This is a genomic window from Betaproteobacteria bacterium (genome assembly GCA_009693245.1).
GTDB lineage: Bacteria > Pseudomonadota > Gammaproteobacteria > Burkholderiales > SHXO01 > SHXO01.
In genome coordinates this window covers 1-20,514 of the sequence record SHXO01000021.1, presented here as the reverse complement: position 1 = coordinate 20,514, position 20,514 = coordinate 1, and the positions used below count along the sequence as shown (strand labels likewise).

At 59.2% G+C, this 20,514-nt stretch carries 19 protein-coding genes; 5 read left to right on the top strand and 14 right to left on the bottom strand.

Translation table 11 applies throughout. The annotated features are described in order from the left end of the window. Position 1: 1 nt before the first annotated feature. The 4 genes from EXR36_05350 to EXR36_05335 all read right to left on the bottom strand — a co-directional run bounded on the left by EXR36_05350 (position 2) and on the right by EXR36_05335 (position 4,064). Positions 2–1,138, bottom strand: coding sequence for an acyl-CoA dehydrogenase (locus EXR36_05350; protein ID MSQ59069.1), 1,137 nt, complete (start codon positions 1,136–1,138; stop codon positions 2–4). Positions 1,139–1,156: 18 nt separating this feature from the next. Continuing rightward, positions 1,157–1,942 carry a glutathione S-transferase family protein gene (locus EXR36_05345; GenBank protein ID MSQ59068.1) on the bottom strand — a complete coding sequence of 262 codons (786 nt, stop codon included), beginning with the start codon at positions 1,940–1,942 and terminating at the stop codon, positions 1,157–1,159. Between the two features lie 10 nt (positions 1,943–1,952). Continuing rightward, positions 1,953–2,930: an NADPH:quinone oxidoreductase family protein gene (locus tag EXR36_05340; GenBank protein MSQ59067.1), complete on the bottom strand. Its 978-nt coding sequence runs from the start codon at positions 2,928–2,930 to the stop codon at positions 1,953–1,955. Between the two features lie 75 nt (positions 2,931–3,005). Continuing rightward, positions 3,006–4,064, bottom strand: a complete 1,059-nt coding sequence (locus EXR36_05335) for a phosphotransferase family protein (GenBank protein MSQ59066.1) — start codon at positions 4,062–4,064, stop codon at positions 3,006–3,008. Between the two features lie 91 nt (positions 4,065–4,155). Between EXR36_05335 and EXR36_05330 the strand changes: the two genes are divergently transcribed. Continuing rightward, positions 4,156–5,010 (top strand): SDR family oxidoreductase, encoded by an 855-nt coding sequence (locus EXR36_05330; protein MSQ59065.1) that lies wholly within the window; start codon positions 4,156–4,158, stop codon positions 5,008–5,010. A 12-nt stretch (positions 5,011–5,022) separates the two neighbouring features. Here EXR36_05330 and EXR36_05325 read toward each other — a convergent pair whose 3' ends face one another. The 5 genes from EXR36_05325 to EXR36_05305 form a co-directional block, all read right to left on the bottom strand. Beyond that, positions 5,023–5,667, bottom strand: coding sequence for a lactate utilization protein C (locus EXR36_05325; protein MSQ59064.1), 645 nt, complete (start codon positions 5,665–5,667; stop codon positions 5,023–5,025). Next, the gene (locus EXR36_05320) at positions 5,664–7,064 is read right to left on the bottom strand and encodes an iron-sulfur cluster-binding protein (GenBank protein ID MSQ59063.1); all 1,401 of its coding nucleotides are present in this window, start codon (positions 7,062–7,064) and stop codon (positions 5,664–5,666) included. Before EXR36_05320 ends, EXR36_05325 begins: the two co-directional genes overlap by 4 nt. A 2-nt stretch (positions 7,065–7,066) precedes the next feature. Continuing rightward, the gene (locus EXR36_05315; GenBank protein MSQ59062.1) at positions 7,067–7,795 is read right to left on the bottom strand and encodes a (Fe-S)-binding protein; all 729 of its coding nucleotides are present in this window, start codon (positions 7,793–7,795) and stop codon (positions 7,067–7,069) included. Between the two features lie 213 nt (positions 7,796–8,008). Then, entirely contained in the window at positions 8,009–8,935 is a 927-nt protein-coding gene (locus EXR36_05310; GenBank protein MSQ59061.1) for a D-alanyl-D-alanine endopeptidase, read from the bottom strand. Between the two features lie 415 nt (positions 8,936–9,350). Continuing rightward, a complete protein-coding gene (locus tag EXR36_05305) occupies positions 9,351–11,186 on the bottom strand; it encodes an ABC transporter ATP-binding protein/permease (GenBank protein ID MSQ59060.1) in 1,836 nt (611 codons plus the stop codon). Between the two features lie 206 nt (positions 11,187–11,392). On the opposite strand from EXR36_05305, the gene EXR36_05300 reads away from it, so the two are divergent. Genes EXR36_05300 through EXR36_05285 form a run of 4 tightly spaced genes read left to right on the top strand, consistent with a single transcriptional unit; the run spans position 11,393 to position 14,496 of the window. Next, positions 11,393–11,827, top strand: a complete 435-nt coding sequence (locus EXR36_05300) for a hypothetical protein (GenBank protein ID MSQ59059.1) — start codon at positions 11,393–11,395, stop codon at positions 11,825–11,827. Positions 11,828–11,864: 37 nt separating this feature from the next. Next, the gene (locus EXR36_05295; GenBank protein MSQ59058.1) at positions 11,865–12,953 is read left to right on the top strand and encodes a mandelate racemase/muconate lactonizing enzyme family protein; all 1,089 of its coding nucleotides are present in this window, start codon (positions 11,865–11,867) and stop codon (positions 12,951–12,953) included. Further along, positions 12,917–13,864, top strand: coding sequence for an MBL fold metallo-hydrolase (locus tag EXR36_05290; GenBank protein MSQ59057.1), 948 nt, complete (start codon positions 12,917–12,919; stop codon positions 13,862–13,864). The genes EXR36_05295 and EXR36_05290 overlap by 37 nt, the downstream gene beginning before the upstream one ends. Then, the gene (locus tag EXR36_05285) at positions 13,846–14,496 is read left to right on the top strand and encodes a glycine zipper 2TM domain-containing protein (protein ID MSQ59056.1); all 651 of its coding nucleotides are present in this window, start codon (positions 13,846–13,848) and stop codon (positions 14,494–14,496) included. Before EXR36_05290 ends, EXR36_05285 begins: the two co-directional genes overlap by 19 nt. Before the next feature lie 8 nt (positions 14,497–14,504). On the opposite strand, the gene clsB is transcribed toward EXR36_05285, so the two are convergent. The 5 genes from clsB to prsT are packed head-to-tail and all read right to left on the bottom strand — an operon-like array spanning position 14,505 to position 20,305. Continuing rightward, entirely contained in the window at positions 14,505–15,674 is a 1,170-nt protein-coding gene (clsB, locus tag EXR36_05280; GenBank protein ID MSQ59055.1) for a cardiolipin synthase ClsB, read from the bottom strand. A gap of 9 nt (positions 15,675–15,683) precedes the next feature. Then, positions 15,684–16,433 carry an EEP domain-containing protein gene (locus EXR36_05275; protein MSQ59054.1) on the bottom strand — a complete coding sequence of 250 codons (750 nt, stop codon included), beginning with the start codon at positions 16,431–16,433 and terminating at the stop codon, positions 15,684–15,686. A 14-nt stretch (positions 16,434–16,447) separates the two neighbouring features. Then, positions 16,448–17,050, bottom strand: a complete 603-nt coding sequence (locus EXR36_05270) for a cyclase (GenBank protein MSQ59053.1) — start codon at positions 17,048–17,050, stop codon at positions 16,448–16,450. Between the two features lie 3 nt (positions 17,051–17,053). After that, a complete protein-coding gene (nudB, locus tag EXR36_05265; GenBank protein MSQ59052.1) occupies positions 17,054–17,524 on the bottom strand; it encodes a dihydroneopterin triphosphate diphosphatase in 471 nt (156 codons plus the stop codon). 6 nt (positions 17,525–17,530) lie between these two features. Beyond that, positions 17,531–20,305: a PEP-CTERM system TPR-repeat protein PrsT gene (prsT, locus tag EXR36_05260; protein MSQ59051.1), complete on the bottom strand. Its 2,775-nt coding sequence runs from the start codon at positions 20,303–20,305 to the stop codon at positions 17,531–17,533. Between the last annotated feature and the right edge of the window lie 209 nt (positions 20,306–20,514).

Genomic DNA, 20,514 nt, shown 5'->3' with positions numbered 1-20,514 from the left:
GCTAATTTCTTGCCAATTCTCTAGCGATGATATTGCGTTGGATCTCGGCGGTGCCTTCGTAGATTTGAATTACCTTGGCATCACGAAAGAGTTTCTCCACGGGGTATTCGGTGCTATAGCCCATGCCCCCGAAAATTTGCACGGCCTCGCTCGCGGCTCGCATGCCGGTGTCGGCGGCAAAGGTTTTGGCGTAGGCCGCCTGCTGCGTATTGCGCTCGCCCGCATCCAGCAACCACGCTGCTTGATACACCAAGAGTTTTGCCGCTTCCAACTCCATGGCCATGCCCGCCAGCTTGTGCCCGATAGCTTGGTGCTCGATGATGGGCTTGCCCATGGTGTGCCTGGTTTTGGCGTATTGCACGGACTCGTCCAGGCAACGCTGGGTGAGGCCTAGTGCAAGGGCGCCCACGCCTGGGCGCGAACGGTCGAAGACTTTCATGGCAATCATGAACCCCGCACCCTCTGCCTCCAGCAACGCTGAAGCGGGCACGTGAACGTCCTCAAGAAATACCTCGGCCGCAAGCCCCGCCTTTTGCCCCATCTTGCCCAAGGGCGTGCCCACCCGCAGGCCTGGAGTCTCGCGATTGACGAAGAATGCGCTGATTCCGCGATGACCCGCCCCGGGATCGGTCTTGGCGAATATTACGAACATGCTGGCCAAGGGTGCGTTGGAGATCCACACCTTGCCACCGTTCAGCACGTAGCCGCCGCCGGATTTCACCGCGCGCGTTTTGATGGCGGCCACGTCCGAACCAGCACTGGGTTCCGTGAGTGCATAGGCGCCGAACTCGCCCTTGAGCAAGCGGTGGAAGGCCTCGCGCTTTTGCGCTTCGTTACCCGCCACGTGAAATACATCGGCGAAGATGGCGTTCAATCCGATTCCACCCGCTATTCCCGTGCAGCCCCACGCAAACTGTTCGCTCACCAAGCACTGCTCGAAGGCACCAAGCCCGAGGCCGCCGTGGCGCTGCGGGATTGCGAGATTGACCAAGCCCACTTCCAGAGCCTTGCGGTAAACGGCCACGGGAAACTCCGCCTCGCGATCGCACTGCGCGGCGATGGGAGCGATTTCTTTCCGCGCGAACGCGCGAGCGGATTCTTGTGTGAGTTTTTGTTCCGTGCTCAGGCGAAAGTGCATGCCAGGCTACATCTCGCGTTATTCAGGCAGGCGGCTAAAGCGGATGCTGCCCTTGGCGATGCCCTCTTGCACCACTGAAAGCCCGCCGGCGGCGATCATCCACTCCAAGCGATGGTCGCGGTACTGACGCTTGATCTTGCCTTCCGCCAGCATGGTTGCAACATCGGGAAAATTGGCGATCACTTGCTTCATCTGCTCCACCGCCTTCGCCACGCTGGGGCGCGCGCTCACACGCTCCAACCAGGCGGCCAAGGCAGAGCCCGCGGCCGGAGGATGTCCCGATACGGCGGAGCGCGCGACGTAAGGCGCGCAGGCCACGTCGCCCCAACCGAAGGTATCGCCATTGAACCAAGGCCTGCTGCCCAACTCGCGATCGAGCCAGCCTTGCAACTTGGTCACGCTCTCGCGCGAGAACGCCACCATCTTGTCCGCTTGCGCACCCGTGGCACGCTTGAAGCGCAACACCTCGCCCAGCCCCCAGTTATTGGGTTCGTACAGGCAATCCATCACATCTTCGATCATGCGCACGCGCGCGCGGTCCGCGGGCGAACGCGGCAGCAACGGCGGGTTAGGCCATTTGTCCTCCAGGTATTCCATGATGATCGTGGAGTCGAAGACCTCGGTGTCACCATCGATCAACGCCGGGATCTCCGCGCGCGGACTCGCCTCCACAAAGGCGGCATTAGCCGCCCCGGTCATCATGCCGTCGGGCACGATGGGCTGGAATTCGATGCGTTTCTCCATGAGCGCGATCTTCACCTTCATGGCGTAGGAGGACAGCGGATGTTCGTATAGCGTGATCATGATTTCGTCCTTATTCAGTAGTCAGAACAACCTTACCACTCACTTTTTTCCCCACCAGATCGTTGAGCGCCTGGGCGGCCTGTTCCAACGGATAGGTCGCGTGAATATGCGGCTTGACCTTGCCAGCCTCGAACATGCGCATCAACTCCTGGTTGTTGAGGCGGTTGCGTTCCGGTTCGGTGCGGGTAAAGGCGCCCCAGAAGACGCCCACGATGGAGCATCCCTTGAGTAGCGCGAGATTGAGAGGGATCTTGGGAATTTCGCCAGCCGCGAAACCCACCACGAGAAAGCGGCCGTTCCACGCCATGTCGCGCAGCGCGAGTTCCGAGTAGGTACCGCCCACGGGGTCGTAGACCACATCGGTACCGCGGCCACCCGTGATGACCTTGACGCGGGCGCGCAGATCCTCCGTCGAGTAATTGATGATCTCATCCGCGCCTGCTTGCTTGCATGCGGCGAGCTTCTCGGCACTCGATGCGGCGGCGATAACGCGCGCGCCCAAGGCTTTGCCGATTTGCACGGCGGCGAGGCCCACTCCGCCCGAGGCCCCGAGCACCAACATCGTTTCGCCTGCTTTGAGTTGCGCCCGGTCCACCAACGCATGGTACGAAGTGCCATAGGTGAGCACGAAGGCCGAACCCGCAACGTAGTCCATGGCACCAAGCATGGCAATCAAGCGATCCGCGTCCACGACCATCTCTTGCGCAAACCCGCCCCACGTGGTGGTCGCGATCACGCGATCACCGGCCTTCCAATTGCTCACGCCTTCGCCCAGTTCCTTCACCACGCCCGCCACCTCGCCGCCTGGCGAGAAGGGAAGGTCCGGTTTGAATTGGTACTTGCCCTGGATGATGAGCGTGTCGGGGAAATTCACGCCCGCGGCCTTCACTCCAATGACCACTTGTCCCTTCGCTGGTTTGAGCGACGGGACCTCTTCCACTACTAGCTTCTCGGGTGGGCCTAGTTCTTTACACAGTACGGCTTTCACTGAAACTCAACCTCTCTTGGTACAAAGCTTACGAAGGGAACACCATGGTCACGCAGGACACCGGGGATTGCCGTTTCAGCTTTTCAGCATCTTCTCCACCTGCCGCCACCCCGCCTCGGCCATGGGCCGGGCGCGCTTGCCTTGTTGGATCGCGTGGGCGCTGGATGCGGTACCGTCCATCACACGGCCCATGATGCCTTGCAGAATGGCCGCGAGGCGGAACATGTTGTAGGTCATGTAGAAATCCCAATTCTGGATTGCGCTTCGGCCCGTGCGGCAGCAATAGGCCTCCACGTATTCTTCCTCGGTGGGAATGCCCAAGGCCTTGTGATCGAGACCGGCGATGCCGCGAAACTCACCGGGCAACAAGCGCCAATACATGCAGTGATAGGCAAAATCCGCCAAGGGATGCCCGAGGGTCGAGAGCTCCCAATCGAGTACTGCCAGCATGCGCGGTTCGTTGCGGTGAAAGATGGTGTTGTCCACCCTGTAGTCACCGTGCACGATGGAGACTTCCTCGCCCGCCGGAATATTCTTGGGCAACCACTCCATCAAATTTTCCATGGCTTCAATGCGCTCGGTTTCAGAAGCGCGGTATTGCTTGACCCAGCGGCCGATCTGGCGCTCGATGTAATTGCCAGGTTTCCCGTAGCCCGCCAAGCCTACCTTCTCGTAATCCACTTTGTGCAGCGCCGCCATGACGCGATTCATCTGGTCATAGATGGCCCGCCGCTCTTCCGGTTGGGCACCAGGCATGGCGCCATCCCATATCACGCGGCCCTCGACGTAACTCATGATGTAGAACGCCGTGCCGGTGACCGAATCGTCCTCGCACAGGCAATAGGTCTTAGCGACCGGTACTTCGGAACCTTGCAAGGCGGTGATCACCCGGTATTCGCGATCCACGGCGTGCGCGGAGGGAAGTAACTTTCCCGGCGGCTTACGCCGCAAGACATAGCACTCCTTGGGAGTGCGAAGTAAAAAGGTAGGGTTGGACTGACCGCCTTTGAATTGCTCAGCCGTTAGCGGGCCTTGAAAGCCAGCCACATGGCTTTCCATGTAGCGCTCAAGCTTGGCGATGTCGAAGCGATGCCGCTCTTGCACGGCCATCGTTCCCGTGAATTCCTCGTGCATCCTTGGCTCGGTTCCTGTTGAAAAATGCGCCCGCAGAATACCATTCTTGCGGGCTAGAATCTGGTATCCCTTCACCCTTCCGGACTCCATCGTGGAAACCTTCAAAAACAAAGTCGCGGTAATAACCGGAGGCGCCAGCGGCCTCGGACTCGCCATGGCGCGCCGTTTCGCTCGCGAGGGAATGAAGCTCGTGCTGGCGGATATCGAGGAGATGCCTCTTAAAAAGGCCATCGCGGAGTTTGTGGCTCAAGGCACCAGGGCCACCGGTATCAAGACCGATGTCTCCAAAGCCCAGGATATCGAAGCGCTGGCGCTGCACGCCTATGACACCTACGGCGGCGCGCACATCCTATGCAATAACTCGGGAGTGGCGCCCGGAGGCTTGGCCTGGGAGAGTACGGTTGCCGACTGGGAGTGGTGCCTGGGCGTGAATGTATGGGGCGTGATCCATGGGCTGCGCAGCTTCGTGCCGCGCATGCTCAAGCAAGCCGGGCCTTGCCATATCGTGAATACCGCCTCCGTCGCCGGCCTCCTGTCACCGCCAGGCATGGCGATTTACTGCGTGTCCAAGCACGCCGTGGTGACCCTCAGCGAATGCCTCTATCAAGACCTGAGCAAGACGGGTCCGCATATCGGCGTTTCGGTGCTGTGCCCAGCCTACGTACCCACCGGAATATCGGATAGCGAACGCAACCGCCCCGAGGGGCTAAAGAATCCGCCAAGGGAAAGATCCGCGGACGAGATTGCCAGGGAGGAACAGATGCGCCACGCGGTGCAATCGGGCCGCATCTCCGCGGAACAAGTCGCGGATAAGGTATTCGAGGGCGTGCGCGACAACCGCTTTTACATCCTGACTCATGAAAAGATCAAAGGCGCCATCGAAGTGCGCATGAAGGACATTCTCGAAGACCGCCGCCCCACGGATACTTTCAAGCCACGCTCGTAAAGATGTGGATACTTAAACCAGGATGATATGCACGCGGTAGGGCCCATGGATGCCCAGGACCATGGTCATCTCGATGTCCGCGGTTCGCGAGGGGCCCGATATGAAGGACACCTGCCTCGGCATTTTTCCGTGCTCGCCGCGCAGTAAGTCCCACGCATCTTCCATCGAACGGACGATGCGGGCCCGAGGAACAATGGCCACATGCGTATCTGGCAGCAAACTATTGGTGAGCGGTGATGCCTCGCCCGATAGCGTCATCAACGTGCCGGTTTCAGCGATGGCGCAATAGCAGCCGGTGATACCTGTCTTGTCATCCGCATTGGCGGGGCGAAATGCGGCATCAAGACCAGATTCTTTCCAGGGCAAGCCCGCATAAGCTTGCCAACAACACGCTGCCGGGGGAAGGGCATTGGATTGCACATACTTCGCCACGGCGCGGGGAACCTCGTCCAGGGAAGCGGCCTCATCCACGGTGCTGGACAATTCGATGCAGCGTTCCTTGAACCGTTCTATCAAGTCCCAATCCATTTGCGGCATGGGAGCGCGTGCATGGCCCGACAGCATGGCATGGACGTCCTGGGCACGGCGAGCTTGTGAAGCGGAGGAAACTTCCAGCGCGGAACGTACACGACGCAGAATGTTTTCCCTAGCGCTCACGGCTTACGCCCGGCGTAGAGTTCGCGGAAGGTTTTTCCTTGCGGGGCTGGGAGGTCACGGTCCTGTGTCCATGCGCCGCCTGGCAGACGGTGCAGCAATTTGGTCTCGCCGCCTATCCACTTGCCTAGGCGCGCGGCGAATTGGGTTAATAGCGCATACAAACGCGGGCGCATTGCGGCGTAGGTCCACAGCTTGAGCCCCAAGCGTTCCTGCCACGGGCGCAAGCCTTTCTCCACTTGTTGCTCGCGCAGTTTGCGCATGAGATCGGGCAACGGGATTTTCACCGGGCACACCACGCCGCACTGATTACACAGCGTAGCGGCATTGGGCAGATCGATGGCCTTTTCCAGTCCCGCATAGGCCGGTGTCAACACGGATCCGATGGGGCCAGGATAAACCCAGCCATAGGGATGTCCGCCGATGTTTTGGTACACGGGACAGTGATTCATGCAAGCCCCGCAACGAATGCAGCGCAACGCTTCGCGCAGTTCGGAACCCAGTACACGGCTTCGCCCCGCGTCCACGAGGACGATGTGGAATTCCTCCGGACCGTCCGGGTCAGCCTGGCGTTTTGGCCCCGTGGCGAAAGACAGGTAATTGCTGATGGTCTGAGCGGTCGCGGAGCGCGTCAGCAATCTCAGCAAGAGGCTAACGTCTTCCAGCGTGGGCACCACTTTTTCGATGCCCGCGATGGCCACGTGCACTCGCGGCATGGTGGTGGTCATGCGGCCATTGCCCTCGTTGGTCACGATTACCGTCGTGCCCGTGTCCGCCACCAGAAAGTTGGCGCCTGTAATGCCCATTCCGGCGTCCAGGAAGTGCGGGCGTAATACCATGCGCGCCTCGCGCGTCATTTCGGCGATATCGGTCTTGCGCGGCAGCTTGTGCTTCTCGTGAAATAGATCGGAGACTTCTTCGCGCGTCTTATGCACGGCGGGGGCGATGATGTGGGAGGGCGTGTCTCCCGATTGCTCGAGGATGTACTCGCCCAGATCGGTCTCTCGCACCTCGATCCCGGCATCCATGAGGAAACGGTTGAGACCGCTTTCCTCGCCCAGCATGGATTTCGATTTGATGACTTTACGGATCTTGGTTTGCCGCGCGATATTCAGCACCAACTCGTTCATCTCTCGCGAGTTTTCCGCCCAGTGCACTTTCGTGCCTTGTGCAATGGCATTGCGCTCGAAGGTCTCGAGGTACAGGTCCAAATGCGCTAGCGCGTGATCGCGCACGCGCTTTCCCGCCTCTCGCATTTCCTCGAAATTTCCTACCTCGGCAGCGGCCTTGGCACGGCCCTCCACCATCCTGTCGCGCAAGCCAGCCATGGATTTTCGCAAATTCGCGTCACCCAATTTGGCGGCCGCAACTGCTTTGAAGTTTTGCGAAGTGATTTGCATGCTCAGTCCGTCATCCCAGCCAGTACCTCGGCGATATGCCACACCTTGGTACTTTGGTCCCCGCGCCGGCGCAGGCGGCCTTCGATGTTGAGCATGCATCCCAGATCGCCCAGAACAAGGGCACCCGCTCCAGTGGCGCATACGTCATCGCATTTTTGATCGGCAATGCGCGCGGAGATCGCACCATACTTCACCGCGAAGGTACCCCCAAAACCGCAACATTGCTCTGGCGTACTCATCTCCTTGAGAGCCACGCCGGGCATCTTCGCCAATAAGGCGCGCGGTTGTTTCTTCACACCCAACTCACGCAAGCCGGAGCAGGAGTCGTGGTAGGTAACTGTTCCTTTGAAGCTACCCGGAACATTGGCAATCTTCGCCACGTTCAGCAAAAAATCCGTGAGTTCATAAGTGCGGCCGGCAAAATCCTCCACGTCCTTGGCCAATTCCGGAAAATCGCCCAGCAACTCGGGGTAGTGCGCCTTGATCATTCCGCCGCAGGAACCGGAGGGGACCACGATGTACTCGCAGCCCTGAAATTCCCGCAATACTTTGCGCGCAATGGCTTGCGCGCTCGCCCGGTCGCCAGAGTTGTAGCCCGGCTGTCCACAGCAAGTCTGGGCGCGCGGCACCACAACTTCATACCCGGCCGGCTCCAGCAGCTTCAATGCGGCAAACCCGATACTTGGCCGCATCAGATCGGCGAGGCAGGTAACGAAGAGTCCAACTTTCATATCATTTTCGGAAAATATTAGGTGCTTGCATGCTGTAGCGCCACTGTTACCAACGGCTCCAGGCAAAAGCACACTTCCGGGAACAAACATGGGGACGCGGGGATAATCGCCTACCGTCCCCTCACGGAGACTCGGCGACAGCGCAGGCTAGCAGAAGGCAAAGGACAAAATCAATCGCGGCCTTGCGCCGCGATTGGTGGGTGGAAGCCCGGCTTATCCGATTCGGTTGCGGAATCCCCGGGCCGGCGCACCTTCTAGCCAGCGTTTGATACGGTTAGCATCGCCGACACGCGTCATCTTGCCCCAGGAATCGAGTAGCACGATGATCACGGGACGGGTCGCGATGGTGGCCTGCATGACTAGGCAACGCCCCGCCTCGGAGATGTAGCCGGTCTTGGACAATCCGATATCCCAGCTACCTGCGCGCACTAAACTATTCGAATTACGGAACGCCACCATGCGGTGCCGCTTGCGGGACTCCATTTCCACTTCCGTGGACTCCGATGTGGTGAAGTGGCGAATCAACGGATACTGAAAGCTAGAATTCACCAGTATGGCGAGATCTTGCGCGGTGGAAACATTACCGGGATTCAGGCCGGATGCATCGAGAAACTGGGTGTCGCGCATCCCGAGGGCGGCTGCCTTTCTATTCATGGCTTCCACGAACGCGAACTGGCCACCGGGGTAGACTCGTCCGAGGGCCGCCGCGGCGCGATTCTCCGACGCCATCAGGGCCAGCTTCAGCAACTCCCTACGGGGCAGGATGGTGCCCACTTGGAGGCGAGAGCGCGTGCCCTTCAGGGTATCCACATCCTCATACCCGATGCGGATTTCCTGGTCGAGTTGCAAACCGGCATCCAATACCACCATGGCGGTCATCAACTTTGTGATGGACGCGATGGGCTGGATAGCGTTGGTATTCTTGGCGTACAGTAATTGCCCCTTGTCTTGATCGATGACCAGGGCAGCAGAGGAAGCGAGTCGCAAATTTCCGCGCCGCACCATAGCAACGCCATCGTGGGCTTGGAACGCTGCCGGCCTGTATTCTCCCGTTAGCGGGAGGATGGAGGGCGGCTGATGGGTGGGTTCAGGTGCCAAGAGAGTCTTGGCGGGATCGACGACGGGTGTGACCACCGCCATGATGGAATCAAATGTATCTGCGTGGGCGGGCACGGCGGCCGAAAGAGCCGCAGCCCAGAACAACTTCTTCGCTAAACACTTCCTCGGCATATATTCCTCGAGTTCATCCTTCTAACGAGCCGAACACCTGTAGCCACTATTGTGCCGCTTGACAAAAACGGTCTTTATACATCTCACATACCGGTTTAGAGCCAATTACGAGGCTAGTTAAAGTCTAACAACCTAGGTCAGAAAGTACCAAAAATCAGGTAGTAAGGCAACGAACTTAAATGAATTAACACTTGTACCAGCGCAAAAGTATCCAGCCCCCGACAAACCGCCCAAAACTTCTTGGCGCGCGCAATAACGCCGGTATCTCGGCACCCCTTCGCAGGCCGCTCGCCTTCTAGGTTAAAGATTGTCGGCAATACCCCGCTCAGCTTGATCCTGCCAGCGCGCTAAATTTCAAGATCACGGAGCCCTCGCCGTCTTTCGTCTCTTCGCGCTGCTGGAGTGCCCACATCTGCGCGTACACCCCATTTTGCGCGAGTAATTCATCGTGACTCCCCCGTTCGATGATGCGGCCTTGGTCCATGACCAGGATTTGATCGCAATCCACAACCGTGGAGAGGCGGTGGGCGATCACCAGGGTGGTGCGCTCGCGCTTGATGCGATGCAACTCTTCTTGAATGGCTTGCTCGGACTTTGAATCCAACGCCGAGGTTGCCTCGTCGAAAACGTAAATATTGGGTCCCTTGAGAATCGCGCGTGCAATGGCCACACGCTGCTTCTCGCCGCCGGAAAGCTTAAGGCCGCGCTCGCCCACATTGGTGTCATAGCCATCGGGCAGTTTTTGAATGAACTCGTGGATATGCGCGGCCTGCGCCGCCGCGATCACTTCATCTTTCCCTGCCTCGGGTTTCCCATAGGCGATGTTGTAGAAAATCGAGTCATTGAAGAGCACCGTGTCTTGCGGAACGATGCCGAGGCTTGCGCGCAAACTCTTTTGCGTGACATCCCGAATATCCTTGCCGTTGATGGCAATGCGCCCAGCGTTCACATCGTAGAAACGAAACAGCAGCCGCGAAAGCGTGGACTTGCCAGAGCCGCTGTGCCCCACCACGGCGACGCTTTTCCCTGCCGGGATGCCGAAACTCACATCGAACAAGATCTGCCGCCGGCTATCGTATCCAAAACTCACCGACTCGAAGCTCACGCTGGCCGAACCCGCCACAAGCTCTTCCGCGCCGGGACGGTCGCTCACGTCCAGATTCTCGTCCAGCAAACGGAACATCTTTTCCATGTCGGCCAAGGCGTGGCGAATCTCGCGGTATACGAACCCCAGGAAGTTCAGCGGCATGTAGAGTTGGATCATGAAAGCATTCACAAGCACCAGATCGCCCAGCGTCATGGTTCCATTAACCACCCCGTTGGCGGCCAATGCCATGAGGGCGGTGACACCCAAGGCGATGATGGACGCCTGCCCGGCATTGAGTGCCGCAAGGGAAGTTTGGCTGCGCACCGCCGCGGTTTCCCAAGTCTCCAGATCGCGGTCGTAGCGTTTCGCCTCGAACGCTTCGTTGCCGAAATATTTCACGGTCTCGTAATTGAGCAGGCTATCGATGGCCTTGGTATTGGCCTTGGAGTCGCTCTCGTTCATGGCGCGGCGAAATTCCATGCGCCATTCGGTGATCAGCAGCGTAAACACCACGTATGCCGCCAGCGTAGTGAAGGTGACCACCGCGAAGCGGTATTCGTACTTCGCGATCAGGATGCCCGCCACCAGGCCGATTTCCACCAGGGTCGGCAAAATATTGAACACCATGAAGTTGAGCAGAAATGATATGCCCCGGCTTCCGCGCTCAATATCGCGCGAAACCCCGCCGGTTTGCCGCTCAAGATGAAACCGCAAGGACAAGGCGTGCAGATGTTCGAATACTTTCATGGCCACCCGGCGGATGGAGCGCTGGGTGACCTTCGCGAATACAGCGTCGCGCAATTCCCCTAGAGCCGAGGCACTCATGCGCAGCACGCCGTAACCCACGAGCAGCGCGACTGGGAGCAACACTACAGCGTCCCTGGTGCTCAGGTGATCCACGATATCTTTCATCAACAAAGGCACCGACACGTTCGCGAGCTTGGCCACGACCAGGCAGATGAGGGCAAGAAACACGCGGCCTTTGAACTCCGCCAAATACGGCAGCAGACTGCGAATGGTCTTCCAGTCGTTGCGCTTTCTTGTAAGGGGCTGGCCGCTATCGGAAGGGCGCATGAAGTGGGATCGATTGGAAGTGAGGCTGGATTCTATCCGCCAGGTGGCGCGTATGCCGGCGCAGCGGCCTAAAGGAATGGCGCCAACAATCGCCAAAGTCATGAAGACTGGCATTTCGCGTGACATCGCGGCATTGCGAGCAAAGACGCCATGGCACGCCGCCTATAATGAAGTCCCTTGTCCAACACTACAGGCCCTAACCGATCATGCGAAACCGTCAAGCAGGCGCGAGCACCATCTTATTGCTTTATGGCGTATTAGCCGCCGTCGCACTGCTTTTTGCCGCTTACGTTTGGATAATGCTTCAGTGGAGCTACTCCGAGGGCGAGCGTGCGGGCTGGGTACAAAAACTATCCAAGAAGGGATGGTTATGCAAGACCTGGGAGGGTGAGATGGCCATGGTTTCCCTACCTGGCTCCATCCCCGAGAAGTTTCTCTTTACCGTTCATGACGACGCAGTCGCGGGCCAGATCAACGCCATCATCGGCAAGCGCGCCGCGCTGCATTACGAGGAACATGTTGGCCTGCCTTCGAGCTGTTTTGGCGACACCCGTCATTTCGTGATGGGGGTGAAACTCATCGAGGAAACACCCTCTCCTCTTCCGGTCAATCCGCCGGCAACCGCTCCAGCATCCAAATAAGCCGGCTCCTCCCGCAACCAAACCATAACGTGCCATCGTGAGTTCCATTCTAGACATCAAAACGGATTTGTATCGCATCGAATTGCCGGTCACCCTATCGGACAGCACGCACGGTGACATGACCCATTTCGAATTGGTCACCGCACGCATCCGCGACGCCAGCGGTGCCGAAGGCGTGGGATACACCGTCACCGTGGGCTGCAATGGCCACGCTATTCACGCCACCATCGAGCACGATATCGCCTCCCGGCTGGCGGGCCAGAACGCGGATCTGATCGAATTTCTTTGGCGGAAAATGTGGTGGGCCACCCATTATGGCGGGCGCGGGGGTGCGGCCTCGATGGCTATCGCCGCCATCGACATCGCCCTGTGGGATTTGAAAGCGCGAAAATTCGGGGTGCCGTTGTGGACGCTGCTCGGCGGGCATGACGCGAAGGTGCCCTGCTACGCCGGAGGAATCGATCTTTATTTCACGCTCGGCCAGCTACTTGCACAAACGGATGACAACTTGAAGCGCGGCTTTCGCGCCATCAAGATGAAAGTCGGGCGTCCTTCATTATCCGAAGATGCCGCCCGGGTGAAGGCCATGCGCTCGCACCTGGGCGCGGATTTTCCCTTGATGGTGGATGCCAATATGCGCTGGTCTCCCGACGAGGCCATTCGTGCCGCGCGCGCCTTTCAAGCCCATGATATTTATTGGTTGGAGGAGCCCACCATTCCCGACGACGTCGAAGGTCACGCACGAGTAGTACGCGAAGGCGGGGTGCCCGTCGCCACCGGAGAGAATTTGCACACGCTCTACGAATTCGCGCAGATGATTCGCGCCGGCGCGGTCACCTTTCCCGAACCCGATGTCACCGTGTGCGGAGGCGTCACGGGATTCATGAAAATCGCACGGCTCGCGGAAGGCTTCAATCTGCCAGTGACTTCCCACGGTGCTCACGACGTCACCGTGCATCTGTTGGCCGCCGCTCCCAATAGATCTTATCTAGAGGCCCATGGATTTGGCTTGGACCGGTATATCGCGCAACCCCTGAAGATCCACGAAGGTTTCGCCATCGCGCCAGACCGGCCAGGGCACGGAATCGAATTCGACTGGCAGGCGCTGGAAGCCTGCCGCTTGTGAGCAGCGCCACATTGCCGCCTCATGTACGTTTTATAGAGCGCGACTGGCTCAACGCCAATCATGTTCTGTTGCTCGGCACGGATCAAAACATACTCATTGACACGGGTTTCTTCAGCCAGGCCGGTAAAACCCTGAGGCGGCTGGCACTTCCAGAAAACCTAGGTGCGAGGCGCTTGCACCGAATTATCAATACTCATTGTCACTGCGACCACGTGGGCGGCAACGCGGCGCTGAAAAGCATTTACGCCTGCGAGATCACGGTTCCTGGGGGAGAGGCCGAAATCGTCCGGCAATGGGACCGAAAGGGATTGTGGCTGGATTACGCCGATCACCGTGGGGAGCGCTTTGCCCTGGACTCGGCGATGCACGACGGCGACCGGTTTCACGGTGGAGGACTCGAGTGGCGCGCCATTGCCGCCCCCGGCCACGACATGGGCGCCTTGATGTTTTATTGCGAGGAGAAAGAGCTCCTCATCTCCGGCGATGCGCTGTGGGAGCAATCCTTCGGACTGGTGCTGCCCGATCCGCCGGAATGCCTGGAGGCCGCCAGGGCGGCGCTGAATTCCATCGCGCATCTGAGCGTTCGCCACGTGCTACCGGGGCACGGCAAGGTTTTCTCCAATGTGGCCGAGGCTCTTGATCGCGCCTTCAAGCGCGTGGAGTATTTCGCCCAGGACCCAGAACGCCTGGCACGCCACGCCATCAAAGCCATGTTTGCGTTTACGCTGTTGGATCGCGGCCGTCTACCACTGGCGGCGCTACCCGAATATCTGGTGCGGGTACCCGGCTTCGCCGAACTCAACGCAAAGTACTTGCATTTCACCCCAGGAGATCTGGCGCAATGGATGGTTAGCCAGTTGGAGAAGGCAGGCGCCGCGCGGCGTGAAGACGGATGGCTGCTGAGCCAGTAAACGCGGCGCCCCTGGAGCCGTTCTTGCACGAGTTGCCCCAGGATTCCAAGGAGGTTTCCACCATGATTAGAAATGCCGCTTTGATTTCGCTGCTTGCATTAGCGAGCTTTAATGCATGGCCCGAGGATTCCGCCGGACTGGCGGAGGTTATCTCCGTTACCCCCATCAAGGAGTTCGTCAATGAACCCCTGCGCGAATGCTGGTCCGAACCGGTCACGGAGTACCGCGAGTACACCGAGCCCCGCGGCACACGGCCGCATTCCCGCACTGGTGCCATCATAGGCGGTGTCACCGGGGGAATAATCGGTCATAACTCGGGCCGGGGTCATGGCAATCGCGCCGCCACGGCCGCGGGCGCGGTGATCGGCGCGATCATCTGGGATCGTATCGACAACCAAGACTATTACACGGAACCACAGACCCGCCGCGAAGCGGTCACTCGCAACGTGGAGCGCTGTAAATCTCATGACCGGTACGTGGCTGCCGTCAAGCGTTATCACGTGGTGTACCGGTATAAGGGACGCGAAGGGGAAATGTCACTGCCCTACGATCCCGGAACACACGTTCGCATCGGTACCAAGGCCGCCGAAGGCGGGACGGATTCTTCCAGCGCCCAACCGGAGAACCGTTAGTTATTTAGCTACGCGTATTCACGCTGCGCTCCACTCACGGAAAAGGCCAGAGCCAAGCGCGCCAAACGTAACGCGGCGCGACACAGTATGCGTTCAAGCATCGGCAAGGTCTCCCACTGTTCCATGATCACTTGCCGGGCACCTCGCTTCATCTCCTCCATTAGGCTATCGCGTAACACCAAGGCACTGGCGTTGTCACGCACCACGATATTGGCTTCCTTCGCCAACAGCAGGCTCAGAGGTTCGATGTTGGAGGAACCCACCGTCAGCCACGCTGCGTCGATCACGGCCACCTTTGCGTGCAGATAGCTCAGATGATATTCGTGGATTTCTATTCCGGCGCTAAGCAAATCCGCGTAAAGCGCGCGCGCGGCGTAGTGCTGGAACCAGTATTCCACCTTGCCTTGTAGCAGTAGAACCACGCGCACGCCTCGCGCCACCGCGGCCGCCAAGGCCTCGCGGAACTTCCGGCTGGGGAAAAAATAGGCGTTGGCGATGAACACTTCCGACTTCGCCGCTTGAATGGCATCGAGATAGGCGTTCTCGATCTCCCGGCGGTGCTTGAGGTTATCGCGCAAAAGGAGGGCCGCGTGCACGCCTCCGCAAGCATTGGTCACCGGTTCTATCCGGCGCGCCGGGCGCCAGCGCCGCTTGAAGTGACTCCAACTCACCCTCCCCCACAGGGAGCAAGCGGCACCGTGAATCTCCTCCAGTAAGGGCCCTTCGACCGACACGGCGTAATCCAGCCGCCCATGATTGGCCCGCGGTTTCTCGAAATCATCCACGATATTGATGCCTCCCACGAAGGCGACGCGCCCATCGATCACCGCGAGTTTGCGGTGCATCCGGCGTAACCGGTGCGGGCGGAATTTGGTGAGCCGCTGCCAAGGCCGAAAAACCAGCACCCGGGCGCCTGCCAGCCTCAAATCCGCAACCGTCGCGCTGCTCAGAAATGCCTTCGAGCCGAATCCGTCCAGGAGAACTCGCACCGCGACACCGCGCTGAGCCGCGCGTATGAGCGCGGCGGCGACCTTGCGTCCGGCACTGTCGTCCTCGTAGATGTAGGTTTGTAGATGGACCTCCGCGCGCGCCGAGTCGATGGCCGACGCTAGTGCCGGGAAATATCCGGCCCCTGATTTGAACAGTTCGATACGGTTGCCCGCGCTCGAGCGGGTCATGCACTTGCCTTATTGAAGGGCCAGCAGCGCCGAGAGCGCGACGTGATCGGATATTTTGACCCATGGCCTGCCGCGGTGCACATGAGCCAAGCGCACATCGAATCCGCGCACGTAGATGCGATCGAGCTGCAACACAGGCATGGCGGCGGGGTAGCTGCGCGCGGGGCCGCTCGCCGTGCTCTCGAACACTTCGCGCGCATCCAGGGCAAGTTGCAGATAGGTACTCGCCCGGCGCGTCCAATCGTTGAAATCTCCGGCTACGATCAAGGGTGCATCGTGAGGCACCAGCCGTTCGATACGTTGCACCAAGGCGTGCAATTGCTGGCTGCGCCACCGCTTGAGTAAGCCAAGATGCACGTTGATGGCGTGCAGCGGTTTCTTCCATCCTGGGATACCGATCTCACAATGCAGAAGTCCGCGATTTTCCAGATGGTGCATGGAGACGTCCTCGTTGTCCCAACGCGCGATGGGGAACTTGCTCAGCACGGCGTTGCCATGATGCCCCCTGTCGGCGATGGCATTGCGTCCATAGGCAAAATCTTCCCACACACTGTCGGCGAGGAATTCATACTGCGGCTGCGAGGGCCCGTTACCATGGCGCTCCGAGAATTCTTCGTGAAAGCCCACTACCTCCTGAAGGAATACCAGGTCGGGGGAAAGTTCCTGCAAGCGGGTGCGCAGTTCATGCATCGCCATGCGGCGCTTGAACTGCGAATAACCCTTGTGAATGTTGTAAGTGAGGACGTGTAAGGTATCCATACCCCGTTGTAAGTTCATTGTTTGGACGGTGCACCAGCTTCGGGGTTTTCACCGATCGCGGCGCGTCTTTCGATCTCTTGCACCATGGCGCCAAATTGCCGCTCAACCGCCCTTTTCAAGGCCGCGTTACCGATGAACCGGGGCACACCAAAGTTCGGCACGAAACGCCCAGTGTAGTGCAGTTTGACGCCGGTTCCAGCGGGCTCCAATTCATAACGGCCCGTCATTTCCTTGAAGCTTCCAGATACCGCCTTGGCCAAGATTTCACGGGGCGGCCGTTCCTCGATCTCCATTCGCAAGCTGATCGAAAACCGGAAGAAAAGAAAGCCGGCGCGTCCCTTTTGCTCGACAACAACCCGGTCCGCGGTGCGTTCGGTCACCCGGCTTTCGGCCAGGTCCGGCACAAACTCATGGAGATGGGCGTAATCGGTAAGCACACCCCAAGCCTGTTGGTTCGTCGCGCCCAAGTCGGCACGCGCCTCGACCACGAGAACCTCCTCTTCCCGGTGAGTATTCACGACGACGGCCGCCGCGAGGCATGCTTGCGAGCACATCAACCACGCTAGGTTCGCCAGCGCGCAGGGAGCCATGAGCCATCTCATGCCAGAGAGTAACATGCCCTACTTCGATCCTCCTTTCGCGAGCACCCGCACCATCTTGGGCAGGAGAAGCAAGGCGTCGCGATTGCTCCAGGAAAAGCAGCGTGAGGCCGCCTCCTGGTGGCCTGCCCAAAGATAGGCAGAGTGTTCCTTGGGTGCGATAACGATGTCGCGTAAGCCGTCCACCTGCCAACTGAATACGTGCTCGGTGTTGCGGGTCACGCCGGGCGCATAACGCCAGCGCCACTCGGGGAAAATTTGGTACTCGTTGCGAAGCCGCCAATCGAGGAAAATTCCCCCGCCCGTGTCCAACCCTGTCTCTTCGGCGGTTTCGCGGCGGGCGGTGTCCTCGAGGGACTCGCCCTCATGCTGCGATCCGGTCACCGATTGCCAGTACCCCGGTTTGCCGTAACGCTCCAGAAGTACTACTTGAAGATCCGGCGTGTGGATGACCACCAGCACGGACCTTGGGATCTTGAACGGGGTTACCACCGAGCTTCAAAGTTGTTTAAGCAAGTTGCCGACTTCCGCATTCTGGGGAAACTTGCCGCCCATGCTGGCTAGGAATTCGAGTTCTTTCTTAGCTTCAACCTTGCGCCCTGCCTGTATCAACGCGCACGCGAAGTTGAAACGGATCTCTAGCACTTGCGGGGCACCCTTGCTGGCTTTCTCCAGCAACTCCACCCCGCGTAGCTTTTCGCCATGTTGCACGAGCATCCAGCCCAAGGTATCCATGATGGCCGGTACATTCGGCGCAAGCGTATTCGCCTCTTCGGCATAATGGAGCGCCCTCGGATCCTTGACTTGGTCCGCGGCCCAGGCAAGATTATTCAATACCAGTGCATTCTTGGGTTGCACGGCAAGGGCTTCCTTGTAATAACGTATAGCCCCCTGAAAGTCCTTATCGCCAGCCGCGCGCTCCGCCAGAAACATGCGAAGCACGATGTCCTTGGGATTCTTGGCGATCCACTCGGACGCCAGCGAATGGGCGCGTTCTTTTTTACCCCCTTGCGCCAGCGCATCGTACAGTTTTGTGAGAACCCCGGCGTTCGGCTTGTTCGTATAGGCTTGCTGCAATAAGTCCGCCGCATCCCCCCAGCGCAGCATGGCACCCAGGACGGCCGCCTCCAACTCGTGACGTCCAATGTCCTTGGGATTCTTTTGTCGTAGGCGGCGCGCGATTTCCAGCGCGGGCTCATGTTCCTTCGCACGCATATGAACCATGACTTGCGCCTGTAATGCGGGCGGCCAGTCCTGGCGTATTTCCAGCACCTTCTTCAGGCTATCTTGGGCCTGCCGGGTATCTCCGGCGGCCAAGTGTGTTTCGGCCATCAGCATGAGCGGCTCCGGCCGCTGAGGTTGCAACTTGGCGAGATTCGCGTAGGTGGAAAGGGCTTGGTTGAAATCGCCGGCCACTTGTTGTGTTGGTCCCAGCGCTTGCACGATGCTGGGATTATCCGGGGCCGCGGCGGCGGCCTCCTGCGCCGCGGCGAGCGCTTGCTTGGTATCGTTCGCGCGCAAAAGCGCTTCGACCAGCGCTAAGCGCGCCCGCGTGGCGGTGGGATCATTCTTTATGACAGCGCGAAGGGGCGAGGTAGTGACCTCGCTCTTTTCCCCCAGCGCAAACAACATACGAGAGTACGCCAGGGCCACGGGCTCGTTGCGCGGCGCCTTACCGAGCACTTCTTCGTAGCGGCGCTTGGCATCGTCCGTTTTTTTCTCCTGCACATCAAGGCGTGCAAGAGAGTCCAAGGCCAGCACGTAGGCACCATCCTTTTGCAGCGCCGCGCCGAACTGCTTGCGTGCGCCCGCGAAGTCCTTTTGCGTGGCTAGTACGATACCTCTCAGGCTGGGAGGCAGGGGACTTCCAGGCTGTTTTTTCTCGATGCTATCGATCCAGGTCATCGCCTTGCCCATTTCACCCCGGCGCAAGTGATAGAGCACCAAAGTGAGAGCAGATTGCGACTTGTCGCCCTCATCCTTGGCGGCGCCTTCTAGGATGCGCAAACCTTCATCCGTTTGCCCCGCCGCGATGCGCGCTTGTCCGAGCCGCGCCGCGGCCATGCTGCCGCCTTGCGCGGCGCTGCGCTCGAAATACTTCGCCGCTTCGGTGAGATCGTTCTCCGCCACGGCGATCTCTCCGGCTAGCAACAGTAGCCTGGGGTCGTTCGGCAGCAGATCGAGTGCATCCTTCACTTCGCGAGAGGCGCGCGCACGGTCTCCCGCGGCCATGAACGACGCCGCCAGCAATTGGCGAGCATAACCATTGCGTTTCTGTTGCTTCGCAACGATCTCCAAGTGCTCGATGGCTTGCTGGTAGGACTTCAACTGATAACTCGATGCGCCGGACACGAGATGCGCTGGTACGAAAGCCGGTGCCAAACTAAGTGTTTTGTTCGCAAACTCATGTGCCGCGGTGAAATCTTTCTTCCTAAAAGCCACGAGAGGCCGCACGTGGAAGGATCTGGGGTCCTTGGGTGCGATGGCTTCGAGTTGTTGTCCGTATTTAATAGCTTCTTCCACGGCACCGTTCTCTATCAATGCCATGACGAGTGCGTAATGCTCTCCCGCTCCCTTCTGGTAGTACTCCACCAGTTGGCGGTATAGGGTAAGAACTTCATCTCGTTTGCCGCGCGCACGCGCGATCTCCGCTTTGAGCACCAGGACCTCGCGCTCCTTGGGCGAATCCGCCAGAATTTCGTCGCTCTGGCGCAGAGCATCGTCCAGATCGTTTTTCAAGGCGGCGACTTTGGCCTTCCCGATTCGGGCGGACATCAGCCCGGGTTTCAAAGTGAGCGCATCCTCGAACGCAACCACCGCGGCGTCGGTTTTCCCGCGCCCGAGATGGGCATGACCCAGCATGGCTTTCAGTTCGGCACTGCCATCGCGGCTGGAAAGTTGGGCAAGGGCAAACTCATTGACAAAATCCTCCAGCTTGCCCTGCTCGAATACGGTTCGAGCCAACTGCGGGGTCGCGCGCTCCTTGTCGTAACCCAGATCGAGGGCGCGCCGGAATTCCTTCTCCGCCCCGGCCATATCGCCAGTTTCCGTAAGTGTTTGTCCCAACAAGAAGCGCCCCTCCTTGTGATTGGTCTCCTTCTGGAGGGCATTCTTCAGTTGGATCGCGGCGGCCTTGTACTCCTTATTAGCAATGTTCTTCTTGGCCGCGGAGACGAGTGCCTCTGGGTTTTCGCCGCAGGCAGCCAACATAGCCATCATCAGAACAATACCTAACGCACTGAGCGCTTTCACCTGTTGCATGCTATTCCCCATAGTGAGTCATTCACCGGCGTGACGCCGCAGGCGGTGAGCAATAGCCTTGCCTAAGGCCCGCCAACCGGCGTATTCAGTCCCAGTTGCCACAAAATAAAGCTGTCGGTAAAGGCGATCTCCCGCAAGAAATCGTAGCGCCCCGAGGCCCCGCCGTGCCCTGCCCCCATGTTGGTCTTCAGCAGAACCGGCCGTTTGCTCGTATTCATGAC